Annotated in this window: 22 protein-coding genes; 7 read left to right on the forward strand and 15 right to left on the reverse strand. The window is 61.3% G+C overall.

Annotation, left to right across the window (positions count from 1 at the left end; translation table 11 throughout):
- The first annotated feature begins 83 nt into the window (after window positions 1-83).
- Window positions 84-992: a LysR family transcriptional regulator gene (locus BLW50_RS10990; RefSeq protein WP_090701720.1), complete on the forward strand. Its 909-nt coding sequence runs from the start codon at window positions 84-86 to the stop codon at window positions 990-992.
- A 10-nt stretch (window positions 993-1,002) separates the two neighbouring features.
- On the opposite strand, the gene BLW50_RS10995 is transcribed toward BLW50_RS10990, so the two are convergent.
- The 4 genes from BLW50_RS10995 to BLW50_RS11010 are packed head-to-tail and all read right to left on the reverse strand — an operon-like array spanning window position 1,003 to window position 4,430.
- Entirely contained in the window at window positions 1,003-2,148 is a 1,146-nt protein-coding gene (locus BLW50_RS10995; RefSeq protein ID WP_090701722.1) for a hypothetical protein, read from the reverse strand.
- 12 nt (window positions 2,149-2,160) lie between these two features.
- A complete protein-coding gene (locus tag BLW50_RS11000) occupies window positions 2,161-2,934 on the reverse strand; it encodes an SDR family NAD(P)-dependent oxidoreductase (protein ID WP_090701725.1) in 774 nt (257 codons plus the stop codon).
- A gap of 12 nt (window positions 2,935-2,946) precedes the next feature.
- Complete coding sequence (locus BLW50_RS11005; protein WP_090701728.1) at window positions 2,947-4,161, reverse strand: beta-ketoacyl-[acyl-carrier-protein] synthase family protein; 1,215 nt, start codon at window positions 4,159-4,161, stop codon at window positions 2,947-2,949.
- On the reverse strand, window positions 4,158-4,430 hold the full coding sequence (locus tag BLW50_RS11010) for an acyl carrier protein (RefSeq protein ID WP_139267572.1): 273 nt from the start codon (window positions 4,428-4,430) through the stop codon (window positions 4,158-4,160). The genes BLW50_RS11005 and BLW50_RS11010 overlap by 4 nt, the downstream gene beginning before the upstream one ends.
- Before the next feature lie 604 nt (window positions 4,431-5,034).
- Here BLW50_RS11010 and BLW50_RS11015 point away from each other — a divergent pair.
- Genes BLW50_RS11015 through BLW50_RS11035 form a run of 5 tightly spaced genes read left to right on the forward strand, consistent with a single transcriptional unit; the run spans window position 5,035 to window position 9,378 of the window.
- Entirely contained in the window at window positions 5,035-5,814 is a 780-nt protein-coding gene (locus BLW50_RS11015; protein ID WP_210186066.1) for an ABC transporter ATP-binding protein, read from the forward strand.
- A gap of 25 nt (window positions 5,815-5,839) precedes the next feature.
- Window positions 5,840-6,703, forward strand: a complete 864-nt coding sequence (locus tag BLW50_RS11020; RefSeq protein ID WP_090701735.1) for an ABC transporter permease — start codon at window positions 5,840-5,842, stop codon at window positions 6,701-6,703.
- Between the two features lie 42 nt (window positions 6,704-6,745).
- Window positions 6,746-7,747, forward strand: a complete 1,002-nt coding sequence (locus BLW50_RS11025) for an ABC transporter substrate-binding protein (protein WP_170850104.1) — start codon at window positions 6,746-6,748, stop codon at window positions 7,745-7,747.
- A gap of 51 nt (window positions 7,748-7,798) precedes the next feature.
- Window positions 7,799-8,566 (forward strand): isochorismatase family protein, encoded by a 768-nt coding sequence (locus BLW50_RS11030; RefSeq protein WP_090708985.1) that lies wholly within the window; start codon window positions 7,799-7,801, stop codon window positions 8,564-8,566.
- 8 nt (window positions 8,567-8,574) lie between these two features.
- Window positions 8,575-9,378: an isochorismatase family protein gene (locus BLW50_RS11035; RefSeq protein ID WP_090701742.1), complete on the forward strand. Its 804-nt coding sequence runs from the start codon at window positions 8,575-8,577 to the stop codon at window positions 9,376-9,378.
- An 83-nt stretch (window positions 9,379-9,461) separates the two neighbouring features.
- On the opposite strand, the gene BLW50_RS11040 is transcribed toward BLW50_RS11035, so the two are convergent.
- The 11 genes from BLW50_RS11040 to BLW50_RS11090 form a co-directional block, all read right to left on the reverse strand.
- Window positions 9,462-10,595 carry an alpha/beta hydrolase gene (locus BLW50_RS11040; RefSeq protein ID WP_090701746.1) on the reverse strand — a complete coding sequence of 378 codons (1,134 nt, stop codon included), beginning with the start codon at window positions 10,593-10,595 and terminating at the stop codon, window positions 9,462-9,464.
- Complete coding sequence (locus tag BLW50_RS11045) at window positions 10,582-11,283, reverse strand: ABC transporter ATP-binding protein (protein ID WP_090708987.1); 702 nt, start codon at window positions 11,281-11,283, stop codon at window positions 10,582-10,584. The genes BLW50_RS11040 and BLW50_RS11045 overlap by 14 nt, the downstream gene beginning before the upstream one ends.
- A complete protein-coding gene (locus tag BLW50_RS11050) occupies window positions 11,283-12,035 on the reverse strand; it encodes an ABC transporter ATP-binding protein (protein ID WP_090701752.1) in 753 nt (250 codons plus the stop codon). Before BLW50_RS11050 ends, BLW50_RS11045 begins: the two co-directional genes overlap by 1 nt.
- Complete coding sequence (locus BLW50_RS11055) at window positions 12,028-13,056, reverse strand: branched-chain amino acid ABC transporter permease (protein ID WP_090701756.1); 1,029 nt, start codon at window positions 13,054-13,056, stop codon at window positions 12,028-12,030. Before BLW50_RS11055 ends, BLW50_RS11050 begins: the two co-directional genes overlap by 8 nt.
- A complete protein-coding gene (locus BLW50_RS11060) occupies window positions 13,049-13,966 on the reverse strand; it encodes a branched-chain amino acid ABC transporter permease (RefSeq protein WP_090701759.1) in 918 nt (305 codons plus the stop codon). Before BLW50_RS11060 ends, BLW50_RS11055 begins: the two co-directional genes overlap by 8 nt.
- A 96-nt stretch (window positions 13,967-14,062) precedes the next feature.
- Window positions 14,063-15,232 carry an ABC transporter substrate-binding protein gene (locus BLW50_RS11065; protein ID WP_090701762.1) on the reverse strand — a complete coding sequence of 390 codons (1,170 nt, stop codon included), beginning with the start codon at window positions 15,230-15,232 and terminating at the stop codon, window positions 14,063-14,065.
- Window positions 15,233-15,300: 68 nt separating this feature from the next.
- Window positions 15,301-15,849 carry a 3-hydroxyanthranilate 3,4-dioxygenase gene (locus tag BLW50_RS11070; RefSeq protein ID WP_090701766.1) on the reverse strand — a complete coding sequence of 183 codons (549 nt, stop codon included), beginning with the start codon at window positions 15,847-15,849 and terminating at the stop codon, window positions 15,301-15,303.
- Between the two features lie 11 nt (window positions 15,850-15,860).
- On the reverse strand, window positions 15,861-16,856 hold the full coding sequence (locus BLW50_RS11075) for a dihydrodipicolinate synthase family protein (protein WP_090701770.1): 996 nt from the start codon (window positions 16,854-16,856) through the stop codon (window positions 15,861-15,863).
- A gap of 273 nt (window positions 16,857-17,129) precedes the next feature.
- The gene (locus BLW50_RS11080; RefSeq protein ID WP_170850105.1) at window positions 17,130-18,500 is read right to left on the reverse strand and encodes a TAXI family TRAP transporter solute-binding subunit; all 1,371 of its coding nucleotides are present in this window, start codon (window positions 18,498-18,500) and stop codon (window positions 17,130-17,132) included.
- Between the two features lie 289 nt (window positions 18,501-18,789).
- Window positions 18,790-20,262: an indolepyruvate oxidoreductase subunit beta family protein gene (locus tag BLW50_RS11085; RefSeq protein ID WP_090701777.1), complete on the reverse strand. Its 1,473-nt coding sequence runs from the start codon at window positions 20,260-20,262 to the stop codon at window positions 18,790-18,792.
- Complete coding sequence (locus BLW50_RS11090; RefSeq protein WP_090701780.1) at window positions 20,262-22,406, reverse strand: thiamine pyrophosphate-dependent enzyme; 2,145 nt, start codon at window positions 22,404-22,406, stop codon at window positions 20,262-20,264. Before BLW50_RS11090 ends, BLW50_RS11085 begins: the two co-directional genes overlap by 1 nt.
- A 263-nt stretch (window positions 22,407-22,669) precedes the next feature.
- Here BLW50_RS11090 and BLW50_RS11095 point away from each other — a divergent pair, with 263 nt between their 5' ends.
- Window positions 22,670-24,211 (forward strand): ABC transporter substrate-binding protein, encoded by a 1,542-nt coding sequence (locus BLW50_RS11095; protein ID WP_090701785.1) that lies wholly within the window; start codon window positions 22,670-22,672, stop codon window positions 24,209-24,211.
- Window positions 24,212-24,324: the final 113 nt, after the last annotated feature.

Raw genomic sequence — 24,324 nt, forward strand, 5'->3', positions numbered from 1 at the left:
GGACGAAGATGCTCTGGCCTTATAGAAATGTAAAATATATATATTATTCTACTCAAGAACTTTAAAAATACATGAGAGCCAATATGGATCTTCGCCATTTGCGTTATTTCGTGGCTGTCGCCGAGGAGGGCAGCATGACCCGGGCGGCCGAACGGCTCGGCATCCAGCAGCCGCCGCTGGGCCAGCAGATACGTAATCTCGAAGAGGAACTCGGCGTCCAATTGTTCGATCGCCGGCCGCGCCAGATCGCCCTGAGTGCGACGGGTGCCTTTTTCGTCGAAGAAGCGCGGGCCGTGCTGCGCCATGCGGCCGAGGCGGCTCAGCGTGTGCGGCGGTTCGATCGCGGCGAAATCGGCCATCTCAATATCGGCCTCACCAGTTCGGCCTCGCTGCATCCGATGACGCCGAAGATCCTGCGCGGCTTTCACCAGACCTATCCGCAAGCCGAAGTTTCGGTCCGCGAAAGCGAGACCTATGAATTGATCCTCGCCTTGCGGGAGGGCCGGATCGATGCGGCCTTCCTGCACATTTCAACCGATCGCTATGCGGACCTGGAGAGCCACGTCCTTTCCCGCGAAGAGATGATGGCGGTGGTGCCGATCGACCATCCGTTGACGCAGTATCGCAAGCCCCTGGACTGGCCACGCCTGCTGGAAGAGGACTTCGTCATCTACCGACGCACCGACGGGCCCGGCATTTTCGATGGTATTCTCGAGACCGTCGCGGCATTCGGCGGCCAGATGAAGATCGTCGGTGAAGTGAGCCGACTGATCGGCGCCATCAATCTCGTCGCGGCGGGACGCGGCATTTCGATCGTTCCCGTGACCATGCGCGCGTTGCATCCTGAAACGGTGGCCTATCTGCCGCTCGCCGCCGGCGTGCTGCAGCCCCTGCCGTTCTATATGGCCCACAAGAAGCAGCTGGACCTTGCGATCATCGCCAACTTCGTCGCGCAAACCCTGGCCATCTCATCGCAAACCGATGGCGCTTAACCGCGTTCGGTTAAGCCAGCGCCTTACCATAGATGCGATAGGTCTTGGCCGGCGGACCAGCGGCAAGCTCCGCCAGCGCCTTCATCGGCCGATTGACGTCGAGCACCCAGGAGAACTCGACCCAATCCATCGGATGGTCCCGCTCTTCCTGGAGGAAATCCGATGTCAGCAGAGCCAGCATGGCCGCAGCCATCGGCGTGCCTTGCACTTCGCGCCGCAATCCCATCAAGGGAATGCGCGCCGACCGCCCCTGCTCCCGCCACAACCACCAGGCCAGTTTCGCCCAGTTGAACGGCAACAGGCGCCCATCGAAGGACGCTGTCGCTTCGTTGATGTTGGGCAAAGCGATCATCACGCCAACCGCTTTGCCTTTGTACATAACCATACGGCCGTACTTGGAGCGAAAGAACAGCTTCATCTCACCGATCATCGCATCGATCTCGGCGTCGCTGAACGGCACGAAGCCCCAATTGTCGTGCCAGGCATCATTGAAAATATCGATCAGCGTCAGCACTTCCTGGCGGAAATTCTTGGTGTCGATCGGGCGCACGCTAACGTCGGGGGATTTCTTCGCCATGGCCGCCAGGCGCAACAGCCGATCGGGCATTTTTGACGGCTCAAAACGATAGGCGTGCGTGTCCATACTCTTGGTCAAGCCGGCCTTCTCCAAGAGACCGGGCATCCAGGCGGTGGCGTGGGTCATCATGATGGCGGGCGGCGAATCAAAGCCCGCGATCAGCAGCCCGCACTCCTGGTTGATGGAAAAATTGAACGGCCCTTCCATGCGCTGCATGCCACGCGCCTTCAGCCAGTCACCGGCCGTTGCGACCAGCGCATCCGTCGCTTCCTGATCATCCAGGCAATCGAAGAACCCAAAATGGCCGGTGGCATTGGGGTGGCTTTCGAGATAGCGGCGATTGACCTGGGCGGTGATGCGCCCGACCGGCGTCGCGCCACGATAAGCGACGAAGAGCTGCACGTCCGAGAAGGCGAAGAACGGATTGGTTTTTGGCGTGATACGCTGCTTTTCGATGAAGTGCAGCGGCGCCACCCAGGCCGGATCGTCGCGGTAGATGGTATGCGGCAGCATCAGCCAGTCATTGCGTTGCGTCGGAGTCGTGACCGCAATCACACGCACCGGATCAGCCATCGTCATAGGGATAGTCCTTTACCAAACATCCTTGGCGCGAAAGCGCATCAGGATGAAATCCACCGCCCGTGTAGGCAGCAATCGCGCCAAACCGATGGCAAAGCGAAACTGCCAGGGAAAAATCAATTCCCCTTTTCCCGCCGCGATCGCTGACTGAATGACGCGTGCTGCTTTTTCGGCACTCCACAGAAATGGACGGTGGAATGGCAAGGAGGCACTCATGGCCGTTTCGACATAGCCGGGGCTGACCACCGTGACTCGAATGCCACGCGGCTTGAGCAAGCGGCGCAGCGCCTCGCCATAGGTGGTCGCCGCGGCTTTCGAAGCCGAATAAGACGGCGAATCCGGCAGACCGAGAAAGCCTGCCACCGAGCTGATGATGGCGATCGCCCCTGTGCCACGGGCGATAAAGCGCGGCAGCAGCGGTGTCAGCGTATTGACCACGCCGATGCTGTTGACCTCGATCACCTGTCGCGCCACGGCGCCCGGCTCTGCCTGATCCTTGGTCAAGGTGCCGGCGCCACCGATGCCGGCATTGGCGATGAGGAGATCGACGGGACGCTCATCGTCGATGCTTTCGAGCCAGCGTTGCAGCGCATCGGCCTCCGTCACATCGCAGATGCCGATCGCCACTTCCGCGCCGGCGGCGCGACAAGCACTGGCTGTGACTTCCAAACGAGCAACATTGCGGCCGCAGAGGCTCAGCCGCGTGCCGCTTTGCGCATAAGCCTGCGCCAGGGCAGCACCAATACCGCCGCCAGCTCCGGTGATCACGACGTGGCGGAACGGCATGGAGCTCAAGCCCTAAGCCTGTGCGCGGGCGAAGGCGAGCGAGACATTGAGACCGCCAAAGGCAAAGGAATTGGACAAGGCCATCTCGATGTCGCGACGGCGCGGTTCGTTCGGCGTCGCATCGACGTCGCATTCGGGATCGGCCGAGACGAAATTGACCGTCGGAGGAATCAATCCGGTCTGCAGCGCAGCGATCGTCGCCATGGCTTCCAGGGCACCGGACGCACCCATGGCATGGCCGATAATCGACTTGGTGGCCGACACCGAAATACGCTCGCGGTTGCCACTGAAAATCTCATTGATGGCGCTCGACTCGGCGCGGTCGTTGGCGACTGTTCCAGTGCCATGGGCGTTGACATAGCCGACCTGATCAGGCGCGAAGCCAGCATCCGCCAAAGCACCGCGCATCGCCATCGCCATACCGCTGCTGTCAGGCGCGATCAGATCGCCCGCATCGCTCGACATGCCACCACCGGCCAGATGGGCAAGCGGCTTGACGCCACGCGCCGCCGCCTGGCCCGCCCGTTCCAACACCAGCACACCGGCCCCCTCGCCGATGATCAGGCCTTTACGTCCGCTCGAGAACGGTCGGCAGGTTTCCGGCGAAACCGCGCGCAGGACATCCCAAACCTTGAAGTAGGATGGATAACCGCAGGAATCTGTGCCGCCGACGATGGCCACATCGACCAGTCCGGCGCGGATCATCATCATCCCCATCATGACCGCATGGTTGGTCGAGGCGCAGGCGCTCGAGACACCAAACACCGGGCCGCGGGCGCCGACCTCCTTGGCGATGCGACTCGCCGGCGCGTTCGACATCGACATGGGAATGGTCAGCGGGCGTGGCTTGCGCTGTTCCAGGTAGATTCTCTGATAGCCCTCTTCGAGGACGTCGCCGCCGCCATTGGCCGTACCGATGATGACGGCAATGCGGGCGGGATCGATCCCAGCATCAGTCAGTTTCGCCTCCGCTATGGCCTGGCGGCCGGCCACCGCGGCGAACTGAGAGAAGCGATCGAGATTGCCGAGGGTCCGCTCGTCGAAATGGGCGCTGGCGTCGAAATTGCGGATCATCGCGCCCATGGTGAAGCGCAGTTCGTTGCAGATATCGGTGATATCGCCAATCATCGTCCGCCCCGACATGATGGTCGAGGTGAAGTCCGCGATCGAGAAGCCGGCGCTACTGACCACGCCCCGGCCGGTGACATCGACCCAGTTAGGGTTCATGCGTTGATCTTCTTATCGGCCGGGACGAAATCGATCAGCGCGTTGACGAAATCACCCACGGTGGCGAATTTCGCGTCCGGCGCCATGTCCACAGTCGCGCCATATTCTTCCTCGACCTTGAAGATCACGTGGATCACATCGATCGAATCGATCTTGACCCCTTCAAGTGGCGTATCCATCGCAAACTGTGTGGACTTGTCCTGCATTTCGGACCGCATAAAGCCCATGATGCGCTGAGCAATTTCTGCACGCGTTTCAGCCAAGTCCAACCTCCTAGTTCCGCCACCGTAGGTCCGCCTGGGGTGCGTCCGACGGCCGCATCCCAAGTGTTCTATAACCCTTATGAAATCAAATCTCCAAGGGCTCAACCCCGTAGCACCGTAGGTTGCGGTTGAGAGCAGATTCTCACTGGAATCTTGTCATAATACACGGAAATCGATGAGGTTTTGGGTTCCCAAATCGAATTGTGGAAGACCATCGTGAACCGCTTGATCGGCTCTCCCGGAAGCCTCGATTTTGGGGCCGCCTCACCGGCCACAGCACAGCTGCATGATTTTCGGTCAGACGATCAAACCGGCTAAATGCCGCCCAGGCCACGCTTTCGTCGTGCTCTCCCAGCAGCCTAGACCAAGCTGCCACCTATAGCTCGTATAACGAGAATCATATTCCGCGCCGGCGCGTCGCCACAGATCTGTGCATCTGCACAAATTTTCACGCTGACCCGCGCTAATTTTGTGGGGATTGGCCAAGGAAGATGCGCTCCCATCGGCGCACCAGGCCCAGCCGTTTGTTTCTGCTGAACCTTTGCTGTTGGCACGCGACATGCTCCCGCAGTGCACACGGCATGCGTGCCATGCAACAGCGGAGTGTGGATTGAGCCAGCCAAAGCTCGCGATCAACAATGTTTCCATGGTGTTCAACACCAATGGCCAGGAATTCGTGGCCCTAGCGCCGGTCAACCTTGATGTGCCGGCTGGTCGTTTCATCTCACTCATCGGCCCTTCGGGCTGCGGCAAGAGCACGCTCTTTAACATTATCGCCGGCTTGCAAGCTCCAACCGAAGGCCGCGTGCTGATCGACGGACAGGACGCCACCGGCCTCATCGGCCAGGTCGGCTATATGCTGCAGAAGGATCTGCTGCTGCCATGGCGCACGGTTCTCGACAATGTCATCCTTGGCATGGAGATCCGGGGCGTGCCGACGAAAGAGGCGCGCGATCGCGCCTTGCCGATGTTGCTGCGTTATGGCCTCGCCGGGTTCGAACATGCCTTCCCCTCATCTCTGTCCGGCGGCATGCGCCAGCGCGCGGCGCTGCTACGCACACTCCTGATCGACATGGATGTCATCTTGCTGGACGAGCCGTTCGGTGCGCTCGACGCACAGACCAAAGGCAAGATGCAGGAATGGCTCCTCACCCTGTTCAACGACTTCGGCCGCACGGTTATCTTCGTCACCCATGATGTTGAGGAGGCGATCTTCCTATCAGACGACGTCTATGTGATGGCGAGCCGCCCTGGACGCGTCATCGACAAACTGCCTGTCGATCTGCCGCGCCCGCGCGATCGCGCCATCGTCAGCACGCCCCGCTTCGTCGCCATGAAGAAATATTGCATCGACCTTCTGCACGGCGCCGCCGTGCCGGAAGCCGCCTGATCGCGCCAACAGAAAGGGACTCTGTATGACGACGAGAACAACGACGCTTCCTGGCCTCGGCATCGGAAAGGCCCCGACCGGCGCGACAAAGCCACCGCGCCGCTTGGCGCGACGGCTGCCGGTACAACGACTGTGGTCCACCTGGGCCATCGTCGCCACTCAGTTTGGCATTCTCGCTGCGTTCGTCGCCCTGTGGGAACTCGGAGCCGCAACCGGCATTGTCGACACCTTCTTCTGGTCGCGCCCGAGCCTGATCTGGACGACGATGATCGAGTTCTTCTCGGCGGGCGACGCTTTCGTCGACATTGCCTATACGTTCCGTTCGACCATCCTCGGCTTCATCATCGGCACAACTGCTGGCTCCCTGCTCGGCCTGTCGTTCTGGTGGTCGCGCAATTACGCGCTGATCATGCAGCCCTATATCATCTGCCTGGAATCGATCCCCAAACTGGCGCTGGCGCCGCTCATCATTCTGGTCTTCGGCATGGGCCTCGCCTCGAAGGTCGCCATCGCCACGGCGCTGACCCTGATCGTCTCGACGCTTACCGCTTATTCCGGCGTCCAGGCGGTCGATAAGGATCAGGAAAAGCTTTTCTACTCGCTTGGCGCCAGCCGCTGGCAGATCTTCACCAAGCTGGTCGCCCCCTCCTGTGTGCCGTGGATCATCTCGATTCTGCGGGTCAACATCGGCCTCGCGCTCACCGGCTCCATCGTCGGTGAATTCGTCGCCTCACAACATGGCCTCGGCCGCACCATCCTTTATGCCGGATCGACCTACGAGATCTCTCTGGTCTGGGTCGCCGTCCTCGTTCTCTCAGCTCTCTCGGTCGTGATGTATCTCGGCGTGACCTGGCTGGAAAGAATCCTGCGCAAAGGCGTCGTCCGCTAGGACGCCGCCCGCAAGCCGATCACAGTCATTATGGAGAATATGATGTCTCTCGCTTTCAGAACATTGCTCATGGCCTCCGTCGTCGCGCTTGGCGCGACTGGTGCGATAGCGCAGGAGAAGAAGACCCTGATCGTCGCTGAGCCGCTGCACAGCACCGGCTATCTGCCGCTCTACGTTGCCATCCAGAAAGGCTTTCTGGCGGAAGAGAATCTCGACGTCAAAATCCTCACGGTGGAAAGCGGCGCCGGACATACCAATGCGACCCTGAGCGGCCAGGCTTTCGCCTTCATCGGCGGGCCGGAGCACAATGCCTTCGCCAAGATCAAGGGCGGCGAATTGCGCGGCATCGTCAACGTGGTCGATCGCGGCAACGTCTATTACGTCGCCAAGAAGGGCATGGAGCCGAAACCCGGCGAGTCGCTGGCGAGCTATTTCAAGGGCAAGTCGGTCGCCCTTAATTTCTATGGCGGCACGCCCTATTCGATCACCCTCTACATGCTCAACAAGTGGAAGCTCAATCCCAAGAGCGACGTGACCTTGAAGGAGATGGCGACCGGCGCGATCCTGGCGACGGTGAAAGCCGGCGCCGCTGAGATCGGCGTCACCACCGAGCCGGTGCTGACGCGCGGTGTGAATGAAGGCATCTGGAGCGAGCCGATCCTCAACGTCCCCAAGGAGCTCGGCCCCTATGCCTATTCGACCCTGAACGTGCGTCTGGCGTCGATCAAGGAGGATCCCAAGACGGTGGCGGCTTTCGTGCGCGGCATCATCAAGGGCCTGAAGTTCACCGACACCAACCACGAGGAATCCCTGGCCATCGCCAAGAAGGAATTCCCGACGATGTCGCTTGAAGATCTCAAGGCGACCATCGACCGCTCTTTCGCCGATTCCATCTGGAGCAAGGATGGGATGATTTCACCAGAATCATGGAAGACCGGCGAAGCCGTCGTGCTTGAAGCCGGCATTCTGAAAAAGCCTGTCGCCTATGACGAGATCATCGACATGCAGTTCGTCAAATCGACCCAGGCTTCGATCGCCAGGTAACTTGATCGACAAGTAGTCCGCGCACCCATCACTTCGCACTTGGAGAAAACCATGTCTGACGAACCGATCTGGAATCAGTTTCTGACCGAACGTGACAAGGCGGTGTTCGCCGCCTCCGGCTATGGCGCGCGCGGTGGCTTCGGCAAGCGCCCGGCTCTGCTCGTCATCGACGTCAACTATGCTTTCTGTGGCGATAAATCAGAGCCAATCCTTGAATCGATCAAACGCTGGCGCAATTCCTGCGGCGAGGAAAGCTGGCCGGCGGTCGCCGCCATCAAGTCCCTGTGCGATAAGGCCCATGAGAAGGGCCTGCCGGTCATCTATACGACCGGCATTCGCCGCGCCGACAACTGGGACAGCGGCTCGTGGAGCTGGAAGAACAGCCGTGGCGGTGAGCATCCCGTCGTGCCAGTGAGCAATATCGACGGCAATGAGATCGTCGAGGAGATCGCGCCTGCCTCGCAAGACATCGTCATCTACAAGCAAAAGCCGTCCGGTTTCTTCGGCACCAATATGGCGAGCTATCTGACGCTGCTCGGCTGCGACAGCGTCATCGTCACCGGCACGACGACGTCGGGCTGCGTGCGCGCCACGGTGCTCGATGCCTTCAGCCTCAACTATCGTGTCGCTCTGGCCGAGGAAGGCTGCTTCGACCGTTCGCAGGCAAGCCACGCCATCAATCTTTGCGACATGAATGCCAAATATGCCGATGTGGTGAAGACGGCTGAAATACTCGCCTTCCTCGACAGCCTCCCCTCCGATCTGTTCGACCTGCCGAAGGGCGATGCACCGCCCATGGCGAAAGCGGCCAACTTTTAGGAGGCCCCATGAACGACGGGAAAATGACCGAGAGGATTTGGGACAAATTCCTCACCGAGCGTGACAAGGCGGTGTTCAAAGCCTCAGGTTTTGGCGCCACGGGCGGCTTCGGCAAGCGCCCTGCCCTGCTCATCATCGATGTGAGCTGGGCCTTCGCTGGCGATAAACCCGAGCCCATCCTGGAATCGATCAAGCGCTGGAGCACGTCCTGCGGCGCGGAAAGCTGGGATGCGATCGCCAAGATCAAAGTCCTCGCCGAAACGTTCCGGGACCGCAAATTGCCGGTGATCTACACCACCGGCGAAGCACGCGGCGATGGCTGGGACATGGGCAGCTGGGCCTGGAAGAACCCTCGCATGAACGAGGCGTTCGACAAGCCGCAGGCGCTCGACGGTAATGAGATCGTCAGCGAGATCGAGCCCCAGCCGCAGGATCTTCTGGTCTTGAAGCAGAAGCCGTCCGGCTTCTTCGGCACCAATCTCGCCGCCTATCTCACCCTGCTCGGCGCTGACAGTGTCATCGTCACCGGCACGACGACTTCAGGCTGCGTGCGCGCGACGGTGCTCGACGCTTTCAGCCTGAACTATCGTGTCGCGGTGGCTGAAGACGGCTGTTTCGATCGCGCGCAGCTAAGCCACGCCGCCAGCCTCTGTGACATGCATGCGAAATATGCCGATGTGCTGTCGACGGCGGAAATCATCCAGCACGTCAAGACACTGCCAGACGATCTGTTTCCGAATTTGCCGAAGGGGGTTCCTGCGCATGCCCCTGTGTCCGGTACGCCAGACCTCCGATTGGTGTCTTCGGCGTAATCGTCCGGCTTCGGCCGAACGATCAATCCCTTCTCGGCAGAGCCTCGGCGCGCACCCAGTGCGCGCCGTGTGCTATCTACTTTCTATTTCATCAGCCGCAATTGCTGGTCGAGCAAAGAGCCGCCGTTGAGATCGTCGAGCAGATTGAAATGGTGCTTTCCCTCGACAATGAGCGAAGGGCCAGCATTCCACAATTCGGCGATCTCGGCCGACTGACGCTTGAACTCATTACTTTCGCCGCCGCCCACCGCGACACCGATGCGCGTGCCGGGGCGCGGCTTACGCCGGTTCGGCGACAGGCGCTCGGCGATCTCGCGGCTGGTGATGCCGAGTACCGGCCCCATGGGGATCGGCCGCAGCGCCTCCAGATCGAAAATACCGGAGAGCAGATGGGCGCTGCGGATCGGCGGCATGCCTTCGTCGCAGGCGCACATGGCTGAGAGATAGCCCCCAGCCGAATGCCCGGCCACATGAATGGCACCGGCGTCGATGTCGAGACGGTCAGCCTCGCGCACCAGGAAATGCAGGGCTTCGCGGATCTGAGCGACAATAGACTCAAGCGGCGTTTCCGGCGCCAGGCCATATTCGATATTGGCGACGGCGAAACCGGCCTTCAGCACGCCGTCGAAGAACTGCGCATGCTGCTCCTTGGTCGAGGCCTGCCAATAGCCGCCATGGATGAACACGAAGACCGGGGGATGCGCCACGCCGGTCGGCCGATAAAGATCGAGCTTCTGATCGGGATGCGCACCATAAGCAAGATCGAGCGCCGTGTGCTTGGCGCGCGCCGCCGCGCCATCCTTGGTCCACATGCGGAACATGGCGCCCATATCAGGCACCTGACTACGCGGGCTCATCTCGCGAGCGAGTTCCGCCACACCATAGTCACGGAACACCGGCGTTGTCGGCGGCGGCGTGGTCGGGATGCGCGCTGTGGCGCGCACGTGAATCTGGCCGTCGGTCGAACGCGAAATCGTCGGGTGCGGCCGGAAGCCAGCGAAGACCATACGCCATTGCTGGTCAATGGCACGACGCGACGGATGGATCGAAGCCGGATCGGGCGCGGACCACTGCATCGCGGTCAGATGCGGCGGGCCACCGCCAGCCTTCGCCAAAGCCGCGAGCGCGCCTTCGAGCGCCTGTGTCAAACCGGTTTCCGGCGACGTGGCCGGCGCGGAGCCTTCAACTTCAACGAGGCGCGTATCAGAGTCCGACATAGGTGTGCACCTTTTCCAGATCGCGATCGAGCGCGGCGCCGTCGCCGGACCAGACCGTGCGGCCCTTCTCGATGACCACGTGACGATCGGCAAGGCGGCGCAGCACCGAGACATTCTTGTCAACGACGAGAATCGACTGGCCTTCCGCCTTCAAGGTTTCCAAGCACTTCCAGATTTCGGCGCGGATCACCGGCGCCAAACCTTCGGTTGCCTCGTCGAGGATCATCAAACGCGGATTGGTCATCAACGCGCGACCGACAGCCAGCATCTGCTGCTCGCCACCCGAGAGCGTGCGCGCCCATTGCTGCTGGCGTTCATGCAGGCGCGGAAACAGATCGAACACCCGCTGCAAGGTCCAGGGCTTGGCACTCCCGCGCCGGTCGGCGCTGGTGGCGACGAGATTCTCGCGCACGGTGAGGGTCGAGAAAATCTGCCGCCCTTCCGGCACCAGACCGATGCCGCGACGAGCGATGGCTTCCGGTGCCAGCCCGGCAATGGGCTGACCGAGAAAGGCGATGCCGCCGGCTTTCGCCTCGAGCAGGCCCATGATGGTGCGAATGGTCGTGGTCTTGCCCATGCCATTGCGGCCCATGAGCGAGACGCATTCGCCTTCACCCACCTGCAACGAAATATCGAACAGAACTTGGCTGGCGCCATAAGCGGCCTGAAGGCCTTGCACATCGAGCATCATGCGTCGCCCTCGCCAAGATATGCGGCACGCACCTGCGGATCAGCCTGGATCTCTTGTGCCGTGCCGGTGGCGATCACCTTGCCGTAAACCAGCACCGAAATGCGATCGGCCAAAGCGAAGACGGCATCCATGTCGTGTTCGACCAACAGGATGGCGATACGGCCCTTCAGCGCTTTCAGCGCATCGATCATCTGGCGGCTTTCGGAAAGACCAAGGCCGGCCATCGGCTCGTCGAGCAGTAGCAGGCGCGGTTCGCTCGCCAGTGCCATGGCCAGTTCGAGCTGCTTGTGCTCGCCGTGAGACATGTCACGCACGGAAACGTTGCTGCGCGCGGCCAGGCCCGCGTCGGCGAGCAGGCGCCGGGCTGGCTCGTTCAGACTCGGATCATTGGCGGCGTTCTTCCAGAAGCGGAAGGAATGGCCCTGATGCGCCTGAATGGTGAGGGCGACATTGGCCAGCGCCGTCTCCTCATCCAGCGTCTGGGTGATCTGGAAGGTGCGGGCAATACCCAGATGCACGCGCGCGGCGGTGTCGAGCCCGTCGAGCGACTGGCCGGCGAACCGCACGGTACCGCCATCGGGCGTCAGCTCGCCCATGAGCTGGGTGATGAACGTGGTCTTGCCGGCGCCGTTCGGACCGATCAGCGCATGCACCTCGCCCGCGCGCACATCAAGCGACAGATTGTCGGTGGCGGCGACGCCGCCGAAGCGTTTACGCAGGCCCTCGACCTGCAGCAGCACGTCAGCCATCACGGCTACCCCGCAGCATGCGCACGAGGCCGGACAGACCGCCCCGGGTGAACAAGATCGCCAGCACCAGGATCGGGCCGAGGATCACCTGCCAATGTTCAGTCCAGGCGGCCAGCACGGTTTCGAGGCCGATCAGCACGGCCGCGCCGAAGGCCGGCCCCAGCAAGGTGCCAGCGCCACCGAGAATGACCATGAACATGAACTCGCCGGACTGGGTCCAGTGCAGCATATCGGGGCTGACATAGCGCATGTGATTGGCCATCAGCGCGCCAGCGAGGCCACCGCCCATGCCGGCAATGACGAAGGCGACGAGCTTATAGCGATAGGTGCGCACGCCCATCGCCGCCATGCGCCGTTCGCTCTGGCGCACGCCGACGAGAATGCGGCCGAAGCGCGAGGCGACGATGCGCGACAACAGCGCGTACCAGAGAATGGCGACCACGAGACAGATCCAATACCAGATCATCGGATCGCGCGTATCAAGACCGGGTAGCGCGTTGCGGCGGCGGATGATCAGGCCGTCGTCGCCGCCGTAGGCTTTCAGAGCCACGAAGAAGAAGAAGATCATCTGGGCGAAGGCCAGAGTGATCATGATGAACTGCACGCCGGAAGTGCGCAGCGACAGCGCACCGAAGATCGCCGCGAACAGGCCGGCGATGAGGATCGCCACCGGCACGGAGATCAGCATCTGGTCCGTGCCCAGTGTCAGGCCGAACAGCGGATCGCCGGTGACAGAGTGGCGATAGAGAATGCCGACCACATAGCCGCCAAGGCCATACCAGGCAGCGTGGCCGAAACTGGCAAGGCCGGCGTAGCCCATGATCAGATTGAGGCTGGCGGCGGCGATGGCAAGAATGATGATGCGGGTGGCGAGCGAAACCAGCGCCGGCTGCCCGATCAAAGTGGCGAGATAGGGCAGAACCGCGAGCAGCACGATGAGCTGCGCGATGAGCAGGCGCGAACGCACGTTCTTCGGTTTGGCAAGCGCTGTATTAAGGGCGGGATTATGAATTTCAGCCATTGGCGGGCAACAGACCCTTCGGCTTGATGAGAAGAACAATAGCCATCAGCAAATAAACACCCATGGCGGAAATGCCGCCGGCGAGAGCGTCGGCTTCCGAGCCGCTGGTCATGAGATGGCGCATCAGAGCAGGCAGGAAGGCGCGCATCATGGTGTCGACGATCCCCACGATAAGCGCGCCAGCGAAGGCGCCTTTGATGGAGCCGACACCGCCGATGATGATGACGACGAAGGTCATGATCAGCACATGCTCGCCCATGCCGACCTGCACCGCGCTGATCGGGCCGGTCATGATGCCGGCCAGCCCCGCCAGCATGGCGCCGAGGCCGAATACGATGGTGTAGAGCAGCTTGATGTCGACACCGAGCGCCCGCACCATGTCGCGGTTGGTGGCGCCGGCGCGGATCAGCATGCCGATGCGGGTGCGCGCGATGAGGAAATAGAGGCCGACCGCCGTCAATAGACCAACGAGGATGATGACAAAGCGGTAGAGCGGATACTGAACCCCGGCGAAGATCGGGATCGAGCCTTCGAGCCAGGACGGGATCTCAACGAACAACGGCTGCCGGCCGAAGAGAATGATGGTCATCTGGTTGAAGAACAGAATCAGGCCGAAGGTGGCCAGAACCTGATCGAGATGATCGCGTGCATAAAGGCGGCGAATGACCAGGAATTCGATCACCATGCCGGCGATGGCGGCGCAGGCCAGCCCGACCGGGAAAGCGATCAGGAACGAGCCGGTCTTGGCGGCTGTGAGCGCCGCCGCATAGGCGCCGATCATGAACAAGGAGCCGTGGGCGAGATTGATCACGCCCATGATGCCGAAAATAAGGGTGAGGCCAGCGGCGAGTAGGAACAGCGTGAAGCCGAGCTGCACGCCGTTCAGGGCCTGTTCGATCAGAAGCGCCATGACGCTCCTGCGTCGTTACGAGTGTTGCCAGAGAAACGTGAGCGCGACATCTGCAGGTCTATTTCACCGTTCAGCCGCGCCCACACGAACCTTGCCTCAGAGCTTGCAGTCTTTGGCATAGAAGTCGGCGTGATTGGTCAGCACCTTGCCCTTGGTGACGAGCACGACGTCGCCCTTGGCGTCCTTCTCAACCTTCAAGGCATACCAATCCTGGATCGGATGCTGGTTGTTGTTGAACTTGAAAGCGCCGCGAACCGAAGCGAAATCGGCTTTCAGCATGGCCGTGCGGAACGCCTTGAGATCGTCGACCTTACCGCCGGTGTTCTTCAGAGCCGCGCCGATAGCGAGTGCTGCGTCATAAGCCTGGGCGCCATAGGCGGTCGGCAGACGGTTGTACTTCTTCTGGAAGGCGGCGACGAATTCCTTGTTCGCCGCATTGTCGAGGTCCGAGTTCCAATGCGAGGAGACATTGACGCCGACAGCCGAGTCGCCCAGCGCCTTCATGATGCCGAGATCCATGGACGGCGCCGCGACAACCATCGGGATGGTCGAGAGGAGACCGGCCTGCTGATACTGGCGGGCGAAGGCGATGCCGAGACCACCGGGGTGGAACTGGAACACTGCATCCGGCTTGGCGGCGCGGATCTGGGCCATTTCGGCAGCGAAGTCAGTCTGATCGAGGCGGGTGTAGATCTCGCCCGCGATTTCACCCTTGAAATAGCGCTTGAAGCCGGCGATCGCGTCCTTGCCGGCCTGGTAGTTCGGCGCCAGCACGAAAACCTTCTTGAAGCCAAGGTTGGTGGCGTATTGGCCGGCGCTCTCGTGCAGGGTGTCATTCTGCCAGGAGACGACGAAATAGTTCGGGTGGCATTCCTTGCCGGCGAAGTTCGACGGCGCGGCGTTGTTGCTGACGTAGACCGCGTCCGAATCCAGCACTTCCGGCGCAACAGCGGCCAGCACATTGGAGAAGATCACGCCGGTGAACAGCTTCACCTTTTCGTTCTTGATCAGCCGTTCGGCGATTTCCTTGCCTTGGCCGGGCTTCAGAGCGTCGTCCTCGACCATCACCTGTACCGGCACACCGCCAAGCTTACCGCCGCCCATTTCGACCGCCAGCTGGAAGGCGTCACGGGTGTCTTCGCCAAGATAGCCGCCGGGGCCCGACAGGGTGGTGATCAGGCCAATCTTGACCGGCGCCTGCGCCAAAGCAGGAACAGCCAGACAGGTAGCGACGAGCGCCGCAGCAAACGACTTCACCAAACTCATAACGGACCCCTCCAGAGATTTTTATGGATGTGGCAGTATCATAGGCGCGAGTGTGGGCAAAATGGAACTTAGATTTTTACCCAGCCTTCAGGCGGCGTGCGGCCCGGATGAAGGGTGCCGCATTTCGGGCAAGTGCGTACTTTTTCATCGGCCCAGAACGCCTCGAAAAGCGGCGGCAGATCGCGCACGATGCTGGTCAGCAGCACTTCGACCCGGTGCACCTTCTCACCACAGTTGAAGCAGAACCATTCAAAGGCGTCCTTAACCCCTGCCGGCCGCTTGTTCTCGACCACCAGGCCGATCGAGCCTTCCTGCGGCCGCTGCGGCGAGTGGCGCACGTGCGGCGGCAACATGAAAATGTCGCCCTGACGGATCGGCACGTCATAGAACTTGCCGTCGTCGAACACTTTCAGAACCATGTCGCCCTTGAGCTGGTAGAAGAATTCTTCCACCGGATCGTCATGATAATCGGTGCGCCGATTGGGGCCACCGACGACGGTGACCATCATGTCGGCGTCTTCCCACACCTGCCGATTGCCGACTGGCGGCTTCAGCAGATGTTGGTGTTCATCGATCCATTTCTGAAAATTGAAGGCACGCAGACGACCCTCTGACATCACCCTCTCCTCTATTCGGCGGCGGATTTGGCGGCCGACAGTTGCAAGCCGCAGGAGGCGAAAGCCTCGCGGGCCGCCTGCTTCTCGGCGTCGGTCAGCTCCAGCATCGGCCGGCGGACACGTCCGTCACCGCCCTGCTGGCCAAGCAGCTGCTGCCAATATTTGCCGTGGGCCGGGGGCTTCTCTTTCGGCTGCGTGCCGCGCAAAGCCTTACGGACCGGATCGAGGCTGTTGCGCACGGCGCGCGCCTTCTCGATTTCGCCGGCAAAGGCGAGATCGGTATATTCGCGCATACGGCGATCATATTTCGTCTGCAGCAGATAGGGCGGCGACGAGCACAGATAGAGCCGCCAGCCGAGCTCAACGATGTTGTCGAACCATTCCTCTTCCGAGGCGGTCGAGACGATCAGCTTGTCGCCAACCATATGCGTGAGCTTCACGTACATCTCGCGCGGTACGCTGTATTTGATGGCGACGATATTGGGCAGTTCAGCGATGCGCGCGCACAGTTCCGGGCTCATCAGATAGCCGGAATCCGGGTGGCTCCACATGGCGATGCCGATGTTCACCTGCTCGCTGATATATTTGTAATATTGGTAGAGGGTTTCGTCCTGCGCCTTGAGGAAGCTCAACACCGGAGCATGGACGACGATGCTGGTCGCGCCGATGCTCTCGGCATATTTCGCCAGCTCAATCACCGTGTCGATGTTCTGGTCCGAACAGGACATGATCGTGCCGGACGGCTTGCCAGCGGTCTTGCGGGCCTCTTCGACACCGATCGCCATCACGCGCTTGCGTTCGTCCAGCGACAGCGACCAGAACTCGCCCTGCTTGCCAGCCAGGAACACGCCGTCGATGCCGAGATCGTCGAACCAATGGCGCAGGTTGGCCCGCAGCGCCTTCTCGTCAATCGACAGGTCGGGGGCGAAAGGGGTGAGTGCAGCGGCCCAGATGCCGCGCATGTTCTCGCGGGCGAACGCCTTAGCGTCCTGACGTGAATATGCCATCGATCAATCTCCATCAGATGGCGGCATTGCTGCGCCTGATTTCCCGCCTCGTCAATGGTCTAGGGCAATCGCGCCCGGCCGCCGCTGCGCCCTATTTGAATATAACGGCGCAGCCGCATTGGGAACCCCGTGCCGCCTGGAAACCCTTGCCATGCAAGGATAACTGGTGCACCTGCGAATTCCGTTCAGACCTGACACAGGCCGCCGTTCCACGCAGGAAACGGCCCTGCCTGCCTTCAGGCACAACCCGTTATAAATCTATAAGGAATGCGGCTATTGACCGCGCGGGGTCAGATCAACGATCCTGGCACCTTGCCGGCGTTCCTGCCCGTCATGAACGCTGATCGACGGGACCCCATGTGCCTCAAGGCCTGCCCGGCGGGTGGCGATCAGTCGATTGAACAGGGTGATCCACGGCGTCGGATCCTGCGCCTCTCCTCCCAGGCCCGGGCGTTTGCTGGTGTCCATCAAGGTGGCAACGACGAGGGCATCAAAGTCCCGCTGCACTTCATCGACCCCCTCGAGCGAATCCGCCGCAGCCAGCCTCTCCGTCAGTTGCGGCAACAGTGCTTGGAATGTTCGCTCGTCGTCGCGCCTGCGGCCGGTGGCCCAGCCCAAGAAGCCGGTGACCGAGGAGCCCGCAATACTCAGGGCAAACAGCGCCAGCCAGATTTGATCGCTGTATTTCTCAAGGAACGTTTCGGCGTCATCGTTGACCAATGCCGCCGTGCCGTCATGGGGCAGGAAGCGGCGCAGCTCGTCGACCGGCGGCGTCTCGATGTTGAAAGACATCTCCTGGTCGCGGCGCAGGCGGGTGCGCAGGTCGAGCAGGCTCTTGGTCAGCGCCGTCGCCGTCGTATCCGACATGCGCTCGGTGGCGATCAATTCATAGCTGATCGCCACCGTATTGATGGCCGCCTCGGGGCGCGGCGGCGTGCCGCCAAAAACGCCGGCGGGAATTTCCGTACTGACCAGATCGCGGAACCGAAAAGCAAGCGCCTCGGACGCGGGCATGCCGGTGAAGACCAGCGGGATTTTCAGCTTATCGGTGATCTCGGCCAGGATGCGGCGCGGCATGCGCGAGTTGGGGTCGATGACCAGGATAAAGGCATCGAGAAGACCATCGGACATGGCGCTCGCCACATCGGCCGGCCGCATTTCCTTGAGCTTCACCTCTTCGGGCGGGATCTCGTAATGGGCGAAAATGCGCGAGATCAGCGGCAGGCTGGAATCGGCTTCGCCAACGACTGCGACATTGCGGCCATGGAGATCCGTGACACCGGTGATGCCACTATCCTTGCGGACGACGACGATGATCGACCGCTTTTGCAAGATGGCGACGGATCGGCCCTCGTTTGACGTCGGGTCGTCGCTGCGCGCCACGGCGAGATCGACAAGGTGTTTGTCGAGCAGCCTGCTGGCGTCGGAAGAGTTCTTGACTGTGCGGACGTTGAGACGGAATGGCTGGCGCGTATCGATCATGGCGCGCTGTACAGCTTGGACGAAACGCGCCTGCTCCGTGCCGTCCGGCCCCACGGCAATGCGCAGGGTGGTCGGCATGGAAAGATAGAGACCGAGAGCGATAGCCAGCGCCAGGACCGTAAAGATCCCCGCCAGCAGTCGCAGGAGGACTCGCTTCTGCATTACCCCTTCCAAGCCACATCCCATTCACACCCTGAACCGATGCGGCACGATCGGTTCAGGTCACATCCTCGCCATCATAGCAATTGGCCAGAGTTCTTCAGGTTCCGTTCAATCGGCCCCTGCCTCGTTGTCTTGCCGCATCGCGTGCGGACAAGCTGGCATCCACATCGATGAAAACGCTCCGACAAGCTGCCAAGTGATTCAAGTTAAAAAAAGGCAACACGGTGTGAATTCGCGCGAACGTGAGCGGTTTCTTTGAATTTGCGAAAATCCACTTAGGAAAAATGCTCTACCCAGCCGTTAGCGCCCGCTGGAGCGCCTTGCCCTCGGGATCGGCCAATGCCGCGGCGATCGCCTGGCGGAGCCGCGGCACGGCGGCGTCCAGCTGCCCGTTGGAGAGCGCCGGCGTGACGATCTTGTCCCAGATCGCCGCATAATTGGCGCGGCCGCGCAAATGGGTATCGCCATAGCCCTTGAGCAAGCGCGGCAGTTCCGCCAAAGCGCCGGCGAAGGTCGGGGACGCTTGCAGCGCCAGACGCATCGCTGCGATCCAGCGCTCAATCGCCGCCGTTTCCTCGGCAAAGCGGAGGGAGGAGCGACGTATACGACCAAGCCCGGCCAGCGCCCGCATGGTCCAATAGCCGGTGACGCCGGTGGTCGACAGATTGACGCCACGTCCAAACGGCCACGTCTGCTTGCCCGCCTCTTGGTTCGCGACGGCGCGGCGCATCAGCACATTGCCGAGCTTGGCCGGCAGCATGGCGGCGATCTCCTCGACGCCCGGCTTGAGATATTCGACTACGTGCAAAATCTGATCATCGCGCATCTCGGCATCGCGGCGAATGCGGGCGAAACGATCCTTACGGGTTTTCAGATCGGCGACGCGCGGGATGTCCTCATAGGCCATCCACAAGGCCAGGCGGCGCACGCCCTCTTCCAGCGCATGAGCCTGACGCGGATCGTCGGTCGATCCGGCGGCATCGCGCAGCAGGCGCACGCGGTCGAGGAACAATTCGGCATAGGCCTCGTCTTGATATTCGGCGCAGCGCCCCTGCCCGAGCGCCACGACCCGACGCAAGGCCTCGGACGGCGGCGCCGGCTCAGTTGTTTCGACAGCCGTCGCAACCGGCTGCGCGAGCATGGCTTTGGTCGCAGCAAAGGCAGCGGCGAAACCTTTCAAGCTCGCTTCTGCGCCACGTCCACCGGAGCGGATCGCCGCCTCGCAGATGTCGCGTGCAAACGGAAAGGCGCCGGCCGCCGCCAAAGCGCCAAACATCGTCGCGCTGATCACCGTACCATTGTCGAGCGCAAGCCTTTCCAGATCCAGCGCGATATAGGATCGCGACAGATCTTGGCACAGCCGATCGAGGCGCTCGCCATCAAAGCGGCCATCGCCCATCTGCATTTTCTCGGCCGTCGTGTAGACGCGACTGGTGGAGGAGATCAGCACCGTGCGTTGGGGCGAGGCAAAGCCGCGTTCAAGCAGGCGCGCGGTTTCCAGATGCTCGCTCGAAATCATGTAGTCGATGCGGCCCGGCACGGGCACAAGGGCGAAGACCGGCGAAAGCCCCTGCGGCGCTGGCTCATCCATCATCTCGATGTAATAGCTGGTGGCGCCGGTGCGCTGGGCGACGCCCGGCACCGATGTCGCCTGTACCGGCCGTTTCGCCTGCAACGCGGCTGAGACGATCCATTCGGCCAACACGCCGCCACCCTCGCCGCCTAGCGCGGCGATGAGCAAAGTCCGAGGCTGCGCGCCCATCACGCCGCTCCCGCCGTCAGCGCCCGCCGAACGCCGGCCTTGGCGCGATCGATCCAGTTGGGATTGGTGACGATCTCGGCGCGGAAGAAGGATGGGCACAGGGTCGCCGCATGGGCATTGGCGCCACACAGGCCACAGCCGACGCAACCATTGGTGATATGCGCCACCGGATCGGTCTTCAGCGGATCACTTGAGGGCTTCACCGTCAGGGTCGGACAGCCCGACAGGCGAATACAGGAATGATCGCCCGTGCAGGTGTCCTCATCAACGCCAAACCGCTCGCGCACGACGCGCTTGCCTTCTCCGAGCAATTTGGCCCGCAGCGGTCGCAAGCGGCGCTGGCGCTCGAGCTGACATTCGCCCTCGGCGATGATCACCTTGAGGCCGTCAAAAGGCGTGCGCATGGCTTCCACAATGGTCTTGCGCATGTCGCCAACACGATAGTTGTTGACCGTGCGCATCCATTTCACGCCCATGCCCTTGAGCGTGTTCTCAATGGTGAGATCGCTGTCGACAGTCGAGGCGCCGGCGGCTTTTTCGCGCGCATCTACTTGTGGCGTCGAAATCACATCCTGTGTGCCCGTCGCCGACGTATAGCCGTTTTTCATGATGACCAGGATCTGGTCGCCATGGTTGAGCAGCGACGACGTGACGCCAGAGAGCAGGCCATTATGCCAGAAGCCACCATCACCCATGATGGCAATCGGCCGCTTCTGCGAAAAACCCTGCACGCCAGCGCTCGAAGCGAGACTCATGCCATAGCCGAGAATGGAATTTCCGAACGAGAACGGCTCGAAGGTCGCGAAGGCGTGACAGCCGATATCGGCGGAGACGTGAACTTTGCCGACTTCGCGCTCGGCCAGCTTCAGCGCCGCGAAAACAGGGCGCTCCGGACAACCGATGCAAAAGCCCGGCGGGCGCGGCGGCAAGGGACCAGCGAGTATCGCCTGCGCCTTGCCGCGCAGATCGGAGAGCTCGTTCGCAAACCGCGCGCCACCTGACGTGTCGATTGAGGGCGCGTGCCGCGCCAAAAGTTTGATGAGGCCAGCAACCAGAACTTCGGTCGTGTATTCGCCCGTCGGTGCGAACATATCCTTGCCGTGCAGCACGGTGTTGATATCCGCCCGGCGCAGAATGGCGCCGATCTCATGTTCTATATATTCGGGCTGGCCTTCCTCGATCACCGCGATGGCCTTGCGGCCGGCGGCAAAGGCGGTGATCTCTTCAGGCACCAGCGGATAGACCACGTTAAGCGCCAAGATCGGAATATCGGTGCGGCCATAAGCATCGGCCAAACCTATTTCCTGCAAGGCGCGAATGAGGCCGTTGTAGAGACCGCCCTGGATGATCAGGCCGACGTCGCCGTGGCGACCATCGAAGATTTCATTGAGCTTGTGATCGCGGATGAACTGGCGCGCCGCCGGCATGCGCACGTCGAACTTGAGCTTCTCGTGTTTGTAGGTGACGGGCGGATGGGCCAGCCGATCATAGAGGAATTCGGCCGGCATTTTCTGCACGTCGCGGGCTGAGATTTTCGGCGCGATATTGTCGCTCGCCGTGAAGGCACCGCGCACATGGCAAGCGCGGATGCGCAATTCCATGATCACCGGCGCATTGGAGGCTTCCGACAGTTCAAAACTCTTTTCGACCATGTTGACGATGGTCTGCAGATTGGGGCGCGGGTCCATCAGCCACATGGTGGATTTCATGGCAAAGGCGTGGGTGCGCTCCTGGATGACGCTGGCGCCCTCGCCGTAATCCTCGCCAACGACGATGAGCGCACCGCCCATGACACCAGGCGACGACAGATTGGAGAGCGCATCGGCCGCCACATTGGTGCCGACGATGGATTTCCATGTCACCGCGCCACGCACCGGATACATGATCGAGGCGCCGAGCATGGCGGCGGCGGAGGCTTCGTTGGTGCAAGCCTGCACATGGACGCCAAGCTCGCCCATCAGCTCCTTGGCTTCGACCATGACATCGAGCAGATGCGACACCGGCGCACCCTGATAGCCACCGACATAGGTGACACCCGATTGCAGCAGCGCCTTGGTGACGGCGAGAATGCCCTCGCCCTGAAACGTTTCGCCCTGCCCCAGTTTCAGCAGCTCGATTTCCTTGCTGAATGAAACCTCAGCCATGGCTTTTCCTCTCCGTTCCCAATGCGCGCATTTCACGGCAGTTGAGAATTATTTCAAGCGGGAAGCCAGGGCTGTTTTCAGCGACGACGCAGCGAGAAGGATCGATAAGCTCCTAACCGCATTCCAATTTCTCACTTATATCGCCACTCGACGCACCTTGACCTCCCTTGCTAATTGGACAACCATTGTAATTGGAAAACCATTTGCTCTTAAGGCTGGATCAGCCAGCTTATCAATAAGGGGCGGTTTGGGAGGGGGACGTCATGTCGAAGGCTTTTGCCGGGGCTTTGCTATGTTCAACGGTGTTTCTTGTTGCTGCGCCCGCCGAGGCGCAAAAGGCACAGGACACCCTGCGGGTCGCCTATAAGGTGCCGATCTCAACCACGGACATCTATTACGATCCGCAACCGGAGATGGCGCTCACATCCGCAGCTGTGTTCGACATGCTGGTCGCCTTCGATGCCAAGACCAAAACTCTGCGGCCATCGTTGGCGGAAAGCTGGAAGCAGGTCACCCCGACCGTGATCGAAATGAAACTACGCGAAGGCATCAAATTCCACGATGGTTCGCCGTTCACCGCCGACGACGTGGTCTATACGCTGACCTACATCACCGATCCGAAATCCAATCTGCGCTCGACAGCGCTGTGGAGCTTTATCGAGAAGGTTGAGAAGATCGACGACCACAACGTTCGGATCACCACCAAGAGCCCAACGCCCTATGCGCTGGCACGTCTTGCCGCTGCCACACCGATCTTTCCGAAGGCAGTGCATTCGAGGCTCGAGAACAAAGCCGACTTTGGCCGTCGCACGCCAATCGGCACCGGCCCCTACAAAGTGGTTTCGGTTGATGCTTCGAGCGGCATCAAACTTGTCCGCAACGACGACTACAAGCCGGCCGGATCGTGGAACGCGAGAGCGCGCATCAAGAATGTTCACCTCTTGCCGATGCCCGATCCGCAGACGCAGATCGCGCAGCTTCTGACCGGAGGCATCGACATCATCCTGGAGTCACCGAAGGACCAATCGGAACAGCTCACCACGATGCCGAACATCACGTCCACGGCGGTCGGAAACACGGTCTACACCTATATGCTGTTTGATGCCGCCGGCCGTTCGGGCGTGGAACCTCTGACCAAGCCGGAGGTGCGGCGCGCGCTAGCCATGGCGGTCGATCGCCCCCTGCTCGCGAAGGCGATCATGGCCGGTGGCGACATGGTGAAGGTTGTCGACGCGCCTTGCAGTCCAGCGGCGCAGGTCGGTTGCGTCGCCACACCGATCAAATTCAAACACGATCCCAAGGCGGCGCGCGACCTTCTCGCCAAAGCCGGCTATCCCAACGGCTTCGACGTGCAGATCACGACGCTGACTGGCGCCGAGAAGCTGGGCGAGGCCATCGCGGGCCAGTTGCGCGCCATCGGCGTGCGCGCCAGCATGGATCACACCACCTTCGTCGCCTTCCGCACCAAGCAGACGGCCGGCAAGTTTCAGATCCTCGTCGCCCACTACAGTTCCGGCGGCACGTCCGACGTCAACTCGGTGCTGCAGACCTATCTGGAAAACGAATCGCGCGACTATTGGCGCGACAAGGAGCTGGCCAAGCTCGCAACCGCGTCGGCGATCGAAATGGACCCAAAGCAGCGCGACGACCTGTTGCGCCAGACCTTCGACATGATGAATGACAAGACGCTGCTTTTGCCGCTGACCACGTTCCCGGCCGTGCTGGTGCACACGACCGATCTGGTCTTGCCGCAAGTCTCGACCATTTTCACCGGGCCAGAGTTCAACAACATCGCCTGGAAATAGTCGGTCGAACGCCGGAGGCGCTTCGACGAAGACGCGCATTCGCTTTTTAACAAAGGGCGGCCCCGCAAGGCCGCCCTTTTCGGTTGCCCCTGTTAACGCCTTGATGCCGTTCA

The organism is Beijerinckia sp. 28-YEA-48, assembly GCF_900104955.1.
Classification (GTDB): Bacteria; Pseudomonadota; Alphaproteobacteria; order Rhizobiales; family Beijerinckiaceae; genus Terripilifer.